This is a genomic window from Catenovulum agarivorans YM01, assembly GCF_000281085.1.
Lineage (GTDB): Bacteria > Pseudomonadota > Gammaproteobacteria > Enterobacterales > Alteromonadaceae > Catenovulum > Catenovulum agarivorans.
In genome coordinates, this window is record NZ_JH767525.1 from 18,027 (window position 1) to 31,320 (window position 13,294).

General features: G+C 37.7%; 14 protein-coding genes. 5 read left to right on the forward strand and 9 right to left on the reverse strand.

Annotation, left to right across the window (positions count from 1 at the left end):
* Positions 1-96: 96 nt before the first annotated feature.
* The 5 genes from WSC_RS0107530 (at position 97) to WSC_RS0107550 (ending at position 5,422) form a co-directional block, all read left to right on the forward strand.
* On the forward strand, positions 97-507 hold the full coding sequence (locus tag WSC_RS0107530; RefSeq protein ID WP_016955307.1) for a hypothetical protein: 411 nt from the start codon (positions 97-99) through the stop codon (positions 505-507).
* 179 nt (positions 508-686) lie between these two features.
* Positions 687-1,856 carry an outer membrane beta-barrel protein gene (locus WSC_RS0107535; protein WP_157447223.1) on the forward strand — a complete coding sequence of 390 codons (1,170 nt, stop codon included), beginning with the start codon at positions 687-689 and terminating at the stop codon, positions 1,854-1,856.
* A gap of 45 nt (positions 1,857-1,901) precedes the next feature.
* Positions 1,902-2,441 carry a polysaccharide biosynthesis/export family protein gene (locus WSC_RS0107540; protein WP_016955309.1) on the forward strand — a complete coding sequence of 180 codons (540 nt, stop codon included), beginning with the start codon at positions 1,902-1,904 and terminating at the stop codon, positions 2,439-2,441.
* 10 nt (positions 2,442-2,451) lie between these two features.
* Positions 2,452-4,704 carry a GumC family protein gene (locus tag WSC_RS0107545; protein ID WP_016955310.1) on the forward strand — a complete coding sequence of 751 codons (2,253 nt, stop codon included), beginning with the start codon at positions 2,452-2,454 and terminating at the stop codon, positions 4,702-4,704.
* Between the two features lie 4 nt (positions 4,705-4,708).
* Positions 4,709-5,422 (forward strand): tyrosine-protein phosphatase, encoded by a 714-nt coding sequence (locus tag WSC_RS0107550; RefSeq protein ID WP_016955311.1) that lies wholly within the window; start codon positions 4,709-4,711, stop codon positions 5,420-5,422.
* Between the two features lie 36 nt (positions 5,423-5,458).
* Here the strand turns inward: WSC_RS0107550 and WSC_RS0107555 are convergent, their stop codons facing one another.
* The 9 genes from WSC_RS0107555 to WSC_RS0107595 form a co-directional block, all read right to left on the reverse strand.
* On the reverse strand, positions 5,459-6,295 hold the full coding sequence (locus WSC_RS0107555) for a hypothetical protein (RefSeq protein ID WP_016955312.1): 837 nt from the start codon (positions 6,293-6,295) through the stop codon (positions 5,459-5,461).
* Positions 6,279-7,463, reverse strand: coding sequence for an MATE family efflux transporter (locus WSC_RS0107560; RefSeq protein ID WP_016955313.1), 1,185 nt, complete (start codon positions 7,461-7,463; stop codon positions 6,279-6,281). Before WSC_RS0107560 ends, WSC_RS0107555 begins: the two co-directional genes overlap by 17 nt.
* A 9-nt stretch (positions 7,464-7,472) precedes the next feature.
* Complete coding sequence (locus tag WSC_RS0107565) at positions 7,473-7,949, reverse strand: glycosyltransferase (RefSeq protein ID WP_016955314.1); 477 nt, start codon at positions 7,947-7,949, stop codon at positions 7,473-7,475.
* Complete coding sequence (locus tag WSC_RS0107570) at positions 7,946-8,392, reverse strand: glycosyltransferase family 28 protein (protein ID WP_016955315.1); 447 nt, start codon at positions 8,390-8,392, stop codon at positions 7,946-7,948. The genes WSC_RS0107565 and WSC_RS0107570 overlap by 4 nt, the downstream gene beginning before the upstream one ends.
* Entirely contained in the window at positions 8,389-9,435 is a 1,047-nt protein-coding gene (locus WSC_RS0107575) for a glycosyltransferase family 4 protein (protein WP_016955316.1), read from the reverse strand. Before WSC_RS0107575 ends, WSC_RS0107570 begins: the two co-directional genes overlap by 4 nt.
* On the reverse strand, positions 9,428-10,327 hold the full coding sequence (locus tag WSC_RS0107580; protein WP_016955317.1) for a sulfotransferase domain-containing protein: 900 nt from the start codon (positions 10,325-10,327) through the stop codon (positions 9,428-9,430). The genes WSC_RS0107575 and WSC_RS0107580 overlap by 8 nt, the downstream gene beginning before the upstream one ends.
* Before the next feature lie 8 nt (positions 10,328-10,335).
* Positions 10,336-10,776, reverse strand: a complete 441-nt coding sequence (locus WSC_RS0107585) for a serine O-acetyltransferase (protein ID WP_016955318.1) — start codon at positions 10,774-10,776, stop codon at positions 10,336-10,338.
* Entirely contained in the window at positions 10,757-12,100 is a 1,344-nt protein-coding gene (locus WSC_RS0107590; RefSeq protein WP_016955319.1) for a hypothetical protein, read from the reverse strand. Before WSC_RS0107590 ends, WSC_RS0107585 begins: the two co-directional genes overlap by 20 nt.
* Before the next feature lie 83 nt (positions 12,101-12,183).
* Positions 12,184-13,293, reverse strand: a complete 1,110-nt coding sequence (locus WSC_RS0107595; RefSeq protein WP_016955320.1) for a nucleotidyltransferase family protein — start codon at positions 13,291-13,293, stop codon at positions 12,184-12,186.
* Position 13,294: the final 1 nt, after the last annotated feature.

A 13,294-nucleotide genomic window follows, 5' to 3' on the forward strand; every position in this document is an offset into this window, starting at 1 on the left:
GAATACAATTAAACATTGAAAGGCGAAATACTATTTACACGCACAGCCAATCAACTTATGCTCTGTTTATCTTTGGCGTTTATTCATTGGATGATCATGCAAAAAGAAATACGCAACGAAGAAGCAATAAAAACCTTATTGGACAAAATGCCCGATAAAGTGGCAAATTCCTTCGACGAGTTACAGCTATCGCACCTTTATACTGCAATTGGTACACGAAGCTGGGGCAATCACTCGTTAGATTGTCGCGGTACCTTCAAAATACCACTCATACCTAAACGATATTACTTTGTCTTACTTTTTGGCCAAAACAGACGGGATTTATCTCGCAGTGAGCGTAGTATCTCTGCGCTGGGTGTCACAGCTGCAATCAGCGCATTTGTCCTGTTTAGCTTGCTCCTAGGGGTATTAGGGTTATACCTAATTAAATCTGCACTTGGCATTAATATTTTTGACAACTATTCGTTTGGTATATGGAGCTGGTTTAAAGAGTTAATGCAAAAATAACTATAAAGCAAAAGGTGATAAAACATACAGTGGCATATAATTTGCTCAATTTTTAACTAAAGTTACCAAAAAATGTTTTGGTTAATTTTAGTGCAATAAAAAGTCAAAGTTTGTGCTCTATAGTGGGAAAAGATTCAACGCATTGATGTTAGAGTGACACTTAAATAATGGATTGTTTTGTGGAAGAAATTAAGCGTGTAAAACCATCTTATTTATTGCTGCTGTTTGTTTCAATGCAAGCACACGCAACTAATGGTTTAACAATTGATGTTTATTCATCAATTGCGCATGACAACAACGTACTCAGACAAAACTCTCAAACTAGCGATACTCTACTCACACTATCACCCAATTTGGCGCTAACAGGTAAAAGCGGTAAACACACTTATCAAGTCAGTTACAAAGGCGATTACCACAAATTTAACCAAAACAGTCAATTAAACCAAAACCAACATAAAACCCAATTAATAGCCAACTTAGATTTAACCGCAAAGTTCACGGCTAATATTGAGTTAGGCTATGAGCAAATCACCGAAGAGCCAGGTACAACAAGTGCTTCTACAGAGCTACTTACTCAATTTAATACGCTCAACAAAAGCACAGGCAAAATTGATTTGCACTATGGCAATAAAGACAGTATTGGTCAAATCGTTGTTGCCTACGAATACAACAATTACAACTACACTAATAATCTGCAGGATTATCGAGACTTTGATGCCAACAAATTAACCGGCACATTTTTTTATCGGTTAGCACCAAAAACAAGAATGTTATTTCAAACAAGTTTGGCAAAACTTGATTACCTAGATCAAGTTGCAGCAAACGATACAACTTATAACCAGTCTAGTGACCTCAACCTCTATTTAACGGGGGTAGAATGGGCTGCATCAGCGAAAACCACCGGAATATTTAAACTTGGTTATTTTTCCAAAGACCATGTAGATAAAAATTTTACTGACATTAATGGCCTATCGTATTTTCTTGATGTTATCTGGCAGCCGAATAGTTATAGCAAAATGACCTTATCAGCAGAGCGCTCTACCCAAGAGTCAGCTCAATTAGCAGATGCAGCAGCGTACGTATCAACTGGCGCAAGCATAAAACTGCAACACAAGCTAACCAGCAAAATATCTGTTTTAGGTCACTACCGCATCAATAACGACAACTTAATTACAAGTCAAGGTAGAAGTGACAAGCGGCAATTATACAAACTTAGTGTTAATCATTCGTTAGCAAACTGGCTAGAAGTTAGCTTAGGTTATGCAAAACAAACACGAGGCTCTGAATCGATTTTTTACCAATACTCAGCAGGGATTACCGAGCTAGGTATAAAAATCGAAATCGATTAATTGCAACAGATTAGCAGTTTAACTCACTAAAATGGCAGGGAAATAATGAAAGTTACTCAACATATAATTAGTTTTGTTTTAATTGCATGCAGTGGCTTGTTGAGTTTTGCGCAAGCCGACCAAGTAAGTGATTATGTTTTGTCTGTTGACGATCAAATCAGTGTATTGGTCTTTAATGAACCAGAACTCAGCATTAAAGATACCAGAATATCCGCTAGTGGTTCGATAAAGCTACCACTGATTGGACAAATAAATGCCAATGGGCTCACGGTCAAACAACTAGAAAACCAAATACATACAGAGCTACTAAAAGGTTACTTAAAAAAGCCTGACGTCACGATCACAATTACCGAATATCGCCCCTTTTATATCAATGGAGAAGTTAAAAAACCGGGAAGCTACCCGTTTCGTAAAGACCTAACTGTTGAAAAAGCCATAACACTCGCAGGGGGGTTCACAGAACGCGCTTCAAAAAGCGCTGTATCACTTGTAGGCGAAAATAACAGTCGGCAAATAAAATCAGTACAACTTTCTGAAGCAGTGAAACCAGGTGATGTGATTACCGTAAGTGAAAGTTTTTTCTAAGGGGTACTTTATGAACTCGACATTGATATCGCAAGACACTGCATTACAACCTTATAGACAAATAGAAAACAATCGTGATGATGCTATTGATATTGGTCAGTACTGGCGAACTATAAAACGAGCCAAATGGTCAATTATAGCGACTATGTTGATATTTTTATTTTTAGGTGGTTATTTGGTCTCAATTGCAACACCGATTTATCAGGCGTCTACAAAAATTTTAGCCGATCCACAAAAACCAAATGCAGACAGAAACGAACAATATATCGCAACCGCCTTGGTATTCCTGTTTTACGAAACTCAATACGAGATAATCCAGTCACGCAAAATTGCTGAAACAGTTGTCGACAAACTAGACTTGGTTGAAAAATATAAACAAGAGCAAGCACAGCTAAAACAACAGCCGCCCTCCTCTGTTCAAGTGGCGCTACAAAACGTTAAAGTAGAATTAAAATCGTTACTCAAAGGTGATCCCGAGGCTCATGTGCAGAATACTCAAGTTTCAGACGAGCAAATACGTGAAATGCTCGCTACGCAAATTCAAGCGAATGTCAGTGTTTCTGGCGGAAAACAAAGCCAAATTATCAATGTAAGTTATACTTCTGACGATCCTAAAGAAACGGCTGACATAGTGAACGCCTTGTCTGATGCTTACATCCAATTTGGCTTAGAAGCGCGTTTGGGAGATGTAAAAAATACCGAAGCTTGGTTAGGTGAACAGGCAGTACAATTAAAAGAAAAACTACGAGATTCAGAAGAGCGACTAACAGCTTACCGAGCTTCGCAAGGGTTAGTGGATACAGAACAAGAACAACGCATAGCCAACTCGCAACTGCATTCGTTAAACACTGAATTGATTCGAGCCAAAACGCAATTAAGTACAGCCGCGGAGCAATACCTCGCAATCAAAAATATTACAGCTGATTCAAGAGAGCTATACTCAATTGGTCCTGTTTTAGAGAATAGGATCACCAGTGACTTAGTTAAAATTGAAGCGCAAGCTTTGCAAAGAGTAAATGAGTTGTTTGAACGTTATGGCGAGAAACACCCAAAAATGATCGCCGCACGCTCTGAACTAAAAACCGCACGTGAAAACTTAAACAATGAAATCAGTAAAGTAGTAAATAATATAGAAAAAACTTACCAATCTGCGCAGTTTCAAGTTAAAAATATTGAAGAACTGATTAGCACTAAACGCAATGATATTCAGTCGCTGACCAACAAAAACTTTGCCTTAGTTAGCTTAGAGCGAGAAGTTGAAAACAACCGTAGAATTTACGAAAACTTTAACATGAGTTTGATGGAAACAAGTGGCAAAACTCAATTTACCGACACCAATATTCATATAATAGACAGGGCAACCATACCTAAAGCCCCTTTTAAACCCAATATTAAATTGCTCCTGATTCTCTCAATTGTCCTCGGGTTATTTTTTGGCATTATTATGGCGTTTGTGCGTGAAGCACTCAACAATACATTAAAAACACCTGATTCAATTGAAGAAAAACTCAAATTACCTTCATTAGGTATTATTCCAGTGGTGAAAGGTAATAAAAAATCGGCACCACCTGAGCGACAATATCTAACCGATACGCAATCCCCTTTTGCCGAAAGTGTAAATACCATACGCACTGGTTTGTTATTTTCCAATATAGATAACCCACCAAAAACCATTTTAGTTACTTCAGCGACTGGCAGTGAAGGTAAATCAACCATGGCTTTAAATCTTGCAGCTGCATATAGCCAATTGGGTAAAACTTTGCTGTTAGAAGTAGATTTACGCAAACCAACTGCTGCCAGAAACTTAAATATTTCAAGTAAATACGGTTTAACAGATTTACTTTCTGGGAGCGTGCCTGACAACGAAGAAATTTTCTACCGCATTAACAATAATCAACTGAGTATACTAACTTGTGGAACAATAGCTAGAAACCCAATTGAATTACTCTCATCCAAGAAGTTTGAACAACTGTTAGCGTCTCTCAGAAATAAATTTGAATACATTATTCTAGATGGGCCACCAACTTTACCTGTCAGTGATTCATGTATACTTGCCAATAAAGTAGATGGTGTAATTTTTGCTGTAAAAGCCGAAGATACTCGGGTCAACGTTGCCAAAGAAGCCGTTCAAAGGTTACTACGGCTCAATGCGAATGTAATAGGAGCAGTGCTTACAATCGCAGAACCTAATAAAATGAGTTATTACGGTAGCCATTATTATTCAGGCGAATATTACGGCACAAAACCACAGGCGGTTGCATAGTAATATGATCGATATTCACAGTCACATATTGCCAGGGGTCGACGACGGTGCGCAAACGCTGACTGAGGCGCTAGATATGCTCAAAATGGCGATAGACCAAGGGGTAACGACACAAGTGTTAACCCCACATATACATTTTGGACGTTACAACAACAATAAACAGCAACTACTTAATACGTTCAACAAATTTAAAGAGGCTGTCGATAAAAAAGATTTACAGATTAACCTCTTGTTAGCAGCTGAATGTCGTATCGGCCCTGAACTCATGCAATTAGTAGCACAACAGGCCATCCCTTGGTTGGGAGAATATCAGCAAAAACGAACATTTTTGTTGGAATTTCCTCGGACTGACGTCCCCTACGGTAGCGACAACCTGGTCAGATGGTTAATCTCAAAAAACTGTTTGCCAGTGATAGTTCATCCAGAGCGCAACAACACCTTTTTAACACAGAGGCATAAACTCCAAACTTTTATTGATTTAGGTTGCCCATTGCAAATTACTGCCAGCAGCATAACCGGAAAATTTGGTGCTGAAGCACAAAAATTGGCAGAAGACTTATTAGTCAATAATCAGGTCAGCGCAATAGCCAGTGATTGCCATAACTTAAAAGGGCGAAAACCCGACTTATTGTCTGGCTTCAATAAAGCAGCAGAGGTGCTTGGTCAAACTCAGTCCGAAACTATAACTCAGCTCAACCCAGCCAAATTAATTGCATAATTTTGACCAACGATCTTTCTAGAAATAAACCGTTTGTTATCTATAACAGAGTCGCGCATTTGAAAAAGTGACTGATACAGGTGAAGATTGTTGCTTCATTGAGTTTAATACGTTAGTGCCAGTATACAACTTAATAGGGTTAACTCCCCAGAAGCCGTCTTTATTTGCCTGCTTCGGGTGAACTAAATTTTCCGAACTTGTAAAAGTTACTTCGTGCTGTATTTCCATATTCGTGATTGAAACAAACATCGACGGAACGCCAAATAAATCAAACTCCATGTAAAATTTATACGCATAATGTGGTGTAATCTGCATTTCCAAAGCTTGTTGCCATAGTGTTTCCCAACTAGCCGTTTCCTTCACTTTGTACTGCCCCCAAAGCACTGGAGTTAAATATTTATTCTCAGGTCGTTTAATCAAGTTAATAGCGATCCTGAAAGGATATTCACTATCGACCCATCCTGGATCATTCCATAACTCAAATATAGTAAACCATTCAAACTCGATATTCGACTGGATAGCAGGTGTCATGCTCTCATTTAGTTTTAGTGTAAAAGAATTGGAAATATAGGAAGGCTTAATAGTGAACGCATACATGTTTGCTTGTATGCGTTGCGGCTCGTTAACACCGCCTAAGTCAACCACTTGTTCTGTATTAAATGCGAAAGCCACAAGATTAGGGTTTAACATATCAACTTTCCATGACCATCCCCCCTTTGTTTGTTTTTGAAGAATGACTTGGCTATGATTTTGATACAAAGCTTCAATAATATTAATACATGCTGATGTGGATGCCCTATTGAAATAGAAATAACCAGCAGCAATTAAACTTACTATTGATACGACAATTAATATTTTACGAACGTTTTTCATGCCGATCTAAATATGCGAAATAACCATAATAACAAAAACAAGAGAACACCAGCGCACTGTATGCACCATGGTAACCATATACATAAATTGCGTAAAAAGAGATTAAGGTTATAAATATAGACAATACCACTTGGTGCTTAGCGATATTGCTGTACAGCCCTTCACTCATCATCCGCCATTGATGACAATAAGCTAAGTACCTAAACAGCGCTGCAGTCAACACAATAACGACCGGAATATAAATAACTTTAAAGGCTTCACCAAAAAATATCTCGATAAGAAAGTTACCCAACAGAGCCCACAACAACAAACACACGCCAGTAAATATAAATGAAATTACGTAAAGCTTTTTCAAACCAAAGCGTTTTTCTGCAAGGTTTTTCGGCATTTTTTTTAGGTAAAAATTAGCCGCAGACATAAATGCCATATAAGGCATATTGAATAACTGGTAAGCAATCGAAAACAAACCTAATACATAGTCACCGGCAAATAATCCAAGAAAAAACCGGCTACCGTTATTTTGAAAACTCATAGCGGTAAGACCAATACTCAGCGGCCAAAATTTGTTAAAACAAGCGACTAACTGCAACTTCTGCTGATCTTGCTGAATTTTTCGATAAATGTTTCGTCCATCCAGCAGCACAATATATATACAACCTGAAATAGCATAAGCCCAAATAGCCGAAGAGAAATCTTGAAACAGAAAACTCAGTACAATAAAGACAATTGAGCAAACTAAATATCGACCGCCTTGCGAATAGAAAATCAGCTCAAATTTGTGCTTAGTTTGATATTCTGCCCATTGTAGTTCAGACATCAACTCAGTTAAGCGATATAAACATAGGGGAAAAAACAGCATTAAATATTCAGGATTAATCAACGAAACAATCAGCCAACTCACTAAACTTGCAATTAACAAACTAATTAAGCGCAAATAATAAAAAGTGCGGTATCCAAAGCTATTATGTTCAAGTACATACCCCTGCCTTAGCCCTAACGAAAACAGCATAAAAACAACTATTAGTATTGCATTAATAAAGCTAAAAGCACCTACTTGCTCAACGCCAAAAGATAAAGCTAAAACGGACAAAACTAAAAATTGAAAAATTGATTGTATAGCAGTTACACCAACCCCAACCAAACCAGGTTTAGCTTGTTTAAGACCCATTAAATTACCTTAAGCAATAATTTGTTTTAAATTGGTTATCATTTGTTCTGGCGCATATTTAGATACTTGACTGGTTTTTGCCTTGCCGCGCTGAATATTTTTGTAATGAAGTTCGAGTTCAGCAAAAGACTTAAACACAAAACACCCCTGTTTTGCGGAAAAATTTTTAGCTGTACCTAATTGATGATCATTTCTATGCTCCGCAAACTGTGTTTCTCTGGGCATCATTAATATTGGCTTATTATTGGATAATGCAGTTATAATTGAGCCCATTCCCGCGTGCGAAATGATCAGCTGTGCTGAGCAGAAACGTTTATTAAACTCTTGAATAGATAAACTGGTCTGATAATCAAAGTTCTTAGGTTGATATTTAGATTCACCTATCTGGCCAAACACAGACAAGTCTGGGTATTTTCCGCACAATTGATCAACACATTCAACAAGACGATCAAAAGGCAATTGGGTTCCAACAGTTAAAAAAATCATACAACAGCCCCTAGATAAAATGGCCCTGACTCCTTGGACACTGCAGGCCATTGGGTATAACAATGTTTAGTAAACTTAAGCGCGACTCGGCCTGCCATCGACAATTTTTCAGTATTGGCAATGCTATCTACCCAAATTGCTTTTTTGCCAAACATTCGCGCATACAAAATACAAAATAGTCCAGGCGCAGCACCTGTTGAAATAACAATGTCCGGTCTTACTTTCAAATAAACCGCGAAAGTGTCAGCAGCCGTTTTAAGCAATTTAATTTTTTGATCAAAATTACTATCAGTGACCATGTAATACGACTTGTAGCGTTCGTCAGGACCATCTTCAGAAGTAGAAACTAATGTTACGTCATGTTCAGAAAATGCTGGAAACAATCGCAATAATTGAACTAAGTGGCCACCATTTGAAGCTACAGCTAAAACTTTTTTTTTCATAATAAAGACCTATAAATGTGTTTAATTTTCGGCGTAATAACCGTAGGTGAAAAATTCGCTTCAAACGCATTCTTAGCCGCATCACCTAAACGAGTTCTGACGTCCTTATCGCACGCTTGTTTCATCGCTAAAAATATCTGTTCAACATTGCCTGCGGCCACCAACAAACCATTGTCATTAGTAGAAATAGCTTCGGGAATTCCACCCACATATGTGGATATTACACATTTACCTAAACTCATAGCTTCTAAAATAGCCATAGGTAAACCTTCGTTGTAAGAAGGCAAAATAAATACATCTGCTTGATTTAACCACTTAGTTTTTTCTTCACCGCTTACCCAACCTACAAACTCAACTGCATGGCCTATACCTAATCGCTGCGCCAATTGTTGTGCCTGGGTTAACTCCCCATCACCACCAATTATTAATTTAGCTGTTGGCTCGATATTCAGCAGTTTTTGGAAAGCAGGAAGTAAGTCGTAAATACCTTTTCGCTTTCCCAAAGCGCCTAAAAAAATAAATTTAGTGCCAGTATCAAGTTGATTTAAACAGAGAGATTTAATGGGCTGGACAAAATTAGGCACAACCTCAACGTGGATCTCGCCTGATAAATTGGCAACAAACTTTTTCCAAGATTCCGATAAAACAATCACGACATCCGCTTTTTCAAAAGTTTTTACAATTAATTGCTGGATACTCGGTTTACTATTTTTATAAAACACTTCGAATTCCGAACCATGTAAGTGCAGTATCACCTTGCGCTTAAATAGCTTGATCAGGCTTATCAAAAACATTTTACGAAAAAAACTGCCTCTCATCGCCATATGAACGTGGAACAACCCAACACCGTTAAACAAAGCTGCAATCAGTTCAAAGATGCATTTAATAAATAACCTGCAACGAAAAAACACCGAGCCTTCTTTGTGAGCGCACAACCAACTATGCTCAAACTCAGCAAATAAATTAGCTTGATTGTAGTTCTCAACCACACTTTTAATGCCACCATTTGCCATAGTGCTAATAGTAATAATCCGATTATTCATTGAAGTTTGTCCATTCCAACTCAAGTTGATTATTCGCAAAATAATTTTTGGCCCAATTAAAATCTGGGTTATAAAATTCGCGTAACAAAGCTTTTGTCTCGGCACTGAACTCTCCACCAGTAATACCTTTTTTGCCATTAACTTTTTGATACATAGTTACAACTTTGCGCTTTAAGCTAGGGTTTTTCCTGAAAAATGGCTCCATACGATTGTTCACGTACATACCTAATTTATGTAGTGTGTGATTACTGCTTTGAAACGTTTTGTTTGCTGTGAAGAAGTCGTAATCATTAAAATAATCAGCATCTATTTGCAAAAACCTAGCGATATCCCTAACAACCTGACCTGTATTTTTGCAGAAGTGCTCGAAGTTAATGACTTTGACATTGTCACCAAATAGCTCGGTATATCGATTAATATGCTGTTGGTATGAACCAGCAGCAAGTACATTTAAAAACCATGGATTTTTAAATGGGCTGTCTGCCAAGGATAACTGGCCTCGTTGATACGCTAAGCAATATTGAACGTAGGTGTTAATGTCGATATTTTCTGGGATATATAACTTGCTACGATGAAACAAGTAACTTGAGCGTAACCGGCTTATTGGATCTCGAACTAGAAAAACCATTTGGGCTTGTGGCGCAACCTGGTTAATTTGCTCTGCTACACTAGCGGATAAACCTAAATAAGCTGGCGAAGCTTCCATATAGGTTTGATGCTCGCCTGCTCGTTGGGTGAAACAATTAACATAGTCTTCAAGCTCGCAATTGTTACTACGGAAAAAATCTGTTTCTTTTCGTTTAGAAGCAACTATCTGTGGATGATTGACAAAATACTCAAACAAAGACGTAGTCCCCGCCTTTTCCGTTCCACCAATAATAAAAAATTTCATATGGATCCTTATATATTTTTTGCAGGTACACCGACAGCAGTCATATTTTCCGGAACATCTTTTAACACAACACTATTTGCGCCTACAGTTGCAAAATTTCCTATCCGTACATCTCCCAAAACTTTTGCGCCAGTTGAAATAACCACACAGTTACCAACAACAGGGGCCCCAGCAATTCCTTTACCCCGACCGCCCAAGGTGACACATGTACCTATTACACAATCGTCACCAATAATCGCATTTTTATGAATCACCACAGCCATCCCTCTATGGGAAAAGTAAGTACCTTTACCAATAACGGCTGACGCAGGAATAGAGCAATTAAAAATAAAATAATTTATCGACTCCATTATTTTTGGAATTAACGGGATTTTTCGAATAGACGGGTGACTATAAAAGCGATATAAGGTTACCGCATTCAAATAAAATTTAGGTTTTGTGTGCGACATTGAATTTTCCCTGTGAATGATAACTTTTTGTTTTAGAAAGCTGAAACACCCGTGTATTTGTAGTTGCAACTATAGAGTCTGATAACTTCAAGTTAGCTGCAACCACCAATGAGATACACAGAATAGGTAATAAAGTCCCCGCGTAAATTGGAGTCGCCAAGCTACTTACAAATCCAAAACAGACCAACATACAACCTAATATTGGGACATAATTATAATCACTAAGCTGTCGGTAATTTCTGTAACAAATTTTGAACTGCACAATTAAAAACGCTAGATAAGCAAGCATTCCAAAATAGCCGGACTCACCAACTATCATTGCCCAGTGGGTGTCAGTTAAATAGCTAGCTCCTTCGAACCACCAATAGTCACTTATCCCTAGGTGATGATACATTGAATTTTTATTACTCAATGACATGCTACTACCAAATGTCCCTAAGCCACTCCCCAAGGGAAAATACTCGTTCGCCAAACTAATAGAGCCAGCATATAAAACAACTCTAGCGTGCCCTTCATCAATCAATTGGTTGGAAAAATCATTGACAGAATTCATCTGTACGACCATAGTCACTCCCCCCCATAAAACAGCCGCGATGAAAACAGTTCGGACAAACATTGGGTTAGTATATTTTACAATTAAAACCCAGGAGACAATCATTATACAGGCAGCCAACTCTAGTCTTTGGCCCGAAAATAATAATGAAGTAAGTGAAAATAACACCAACAAATAACTATGTCTGTTATTGTAACCAGAGATCAGATAAGCGGCTCCCCAAAGCAAGCACACTGAAGAGAACACCCCCATAGCAGCAGGATGTACGAAATATCCTGTAAATCTCACTAAATTGGTACCTTGTATAATAGTATCGCTAATCGCACCGTTGAAGATGGATTTATGAATGTTTGGGAACAAGATTTCTAAGGCAATAAACAAAAGGTTCACCGCCATCATTCGCATTAATAGTTTTTGAAAACTTGCCAAGTTGAACTTTTCAAAATCAAGCATATATACAAAAACTATCATCAATGGGAATTTTAGGTTAAGCAAAGCCTGTCCAACCGAAAACAGACTAAGTTCTCGAAAGCTAGATACAAATGAAATCAATAAATATGCAATAAATGGCCAAGTAACCCGTTTAACTGAACTACTCTGTTTTAATTTATAAATAAATGGAATTGATATAGCTAGGAAAAAAATCAAGATCAAAAAATCAATTTTATTTGCATGTGTTCCCCAAAAAGGTAAATTCAAACTCTTGCCCAACACACTTATGAACGCAAAGCTAAACAGTAAATACAAAAGGCTATTGATTTTTAAGCTCATGATAATTTTTCCTTATCCAGTAAATTAAAAAGCAAATTACTGCGTATTCAATCCGTCGACCATATTTTGACTCTCGGACACACTCATTGGACATAACCCCTTTGTAAATAGTGCTTAATAAACAACAATTGCAACTTGATAGGCCGTATCAAACTAGAACAAAAAACGAATTGCGCGCAACACTGATTTAATCTGTATAAAACACTCTTTTTTTGATTAACCGGTCGTGCAAATTTCGACGACAACAATCGAGTTGTCAGCACTTGCTGAATGGGCGATAGCTGTAATTCTTTATCCACCCCTGCTGGAATTGGCGTATGCATAACATACCGACAATTGTTTAATAATTTTTTAAGTGCAACTAAAGCCCCCCATTTTTTGGCAATCTTAACAGCCAAAGTTAAGTCAACCTTAAGCTGGCAAATAATCTCGTGAGTATCAACTAGGTTGTACTTACAAAAATTCATATCTTTATAAGCATGTAAAGCTTGATGTACTAACGCCTGCTCTGCAGAAAGCATTCGTACTAATGGATTGGCAAATACTGGGTGCACTAGGCTAGCTTGCCACAGCTCTTGTTCACAAATATTGAATAAAATCGGATGAGTCAGAGATTTATGTAAATCTAAAACACCTCCAGTGCATGATTTGGGCCTAAACGAAAGCTCATATATATCACCAAATACGTCCGGATTATCCTTTTGTTGGTAATACATAATATCACTCACGAGCTCTACCGCTTTTGACCAATCAGAGTGGCGGACTAAAATGTCAATGTCGGTGGAGTCCCGAGGTACATCTAAACTATAAACTGACCCATTAAGTGCTGAGCCTTTTAGTAAGATAATAGGTATTTCATTTTGCGAAAATAATTCAATTAATAACGACAATTGTTGCCTAATAGCCAGCTGTCTAACTAATGCATTTTTTGTTTTAATTTTAAGATGACTGTGAATGTCGGGCGACAATGCGCCAAGCAAATTGAGCTTTTTCGCTTTGCGGTGCAACAAAGGCAAAATGCGAAAATGACTATCCCAATACTTGGGTAATTGCTCCAATAATAACTTAGCTTTCAACAAATTATCGCTGTCGTAATCAGTCGCGTCTGTCATAGATGCTAAAGCTAATAGCTCACGATTCGTTTGGTCGTGTTCTATAAAACTATGCTTGTTCTGATATAAAAGCTTTTTCATT

Bases quoted from the DNA above. Each gene is read 5' to 3' on its own strand.
- WSC_RS0107530 (WP_016955307.1), top strand. From the start codon at position 97: ATGCAAAAAGAAATACGCAACGAAGAAGCAATAAAAACCTTATTGGAC.
- WSC_RS0107540 (WP_016955309.1), top strand. From the start codon at position 1,902: ATGAAAGTTACTCAACATATAATTAGTTTTGTTTTAATTGCATGCAGT.
- WSC_RS0107545 (WP_016955310.1), top strand. From the start codon at position 2,452: ATGAACTCGACATTGATATCGCAAGACACTGCATTACAACCTTATAGA.
- WSC_RS0107550 (WP_016955311.1), top strand. From the start codon at position 4,709: ATGATCGATATTCACAGTCACATATTGCCAGGGGTCGACGACGGTGCG.
- WSC_RS0107555 (WP_016955312.1), bottom strand. From the start codon at position 6,295: ATGAAAAACGTTCGTAAAATATTAATTGTCGTATCAATAGTAAGTTTA.
- WSC_RS0107560 (WP_016955313.1), bottom strand. From the start codon at position 7,463: ATGGGTCTTAAACAAGCTAAACCTGGTTTGGTTGGGGTTGGTGTAACT.
- WSC_RS0107565 (WP_016955314.1), bottom strand. From the start codon at position 7,949: ATGATTTTTTTAACTGTTGGAACCCAATTGCCTTTTGATCGTCTTGTT.
- WSC_RS0107570 (WP_016955315.1), bottom strand. From the start codon at position 8,392: ATGAAAAAAAAAGTTTTAGCTGTAGCTTCAAATGGTGGCCACTTAGTT.
- WSC_RS0107575 (WP_016955316.1), bottom strand. From the start codon at position 9,435: ATGAATAATCGGATTATTACTATTAGCACTATGGCAAATGGTGGCATT.
- WSC_RS0107580 (WP_016955317.1), bottom strand. From the start codon at position 10,327: ATGAAATTTTTTATTATTGGTGGAACGGAAAAGGCGGGGACTACGTCT.
- WSC_RS0107585 (WP_016955318.1), bottom strand. From the start codon at position 10,776: ATGTCGCACACAAAACCTAAATTTTATTTGAATGCGGTAACCTTATAT.
- WSC_RS0107590 (WP_016955319.1), bottom strand. From the start codon at position 12,100: ATGAGCTTAAAAATCAATAGCCTTTTGTATTTACTGTTTAGCTTTGCG.
- WSC_RS0107595 (WP_016955320.1), bottom strand. From the start codon at position 13,293: ATGAAAAAGCTTTTATATCAGAACAAGCATAGTTTTATAGAACACGAC.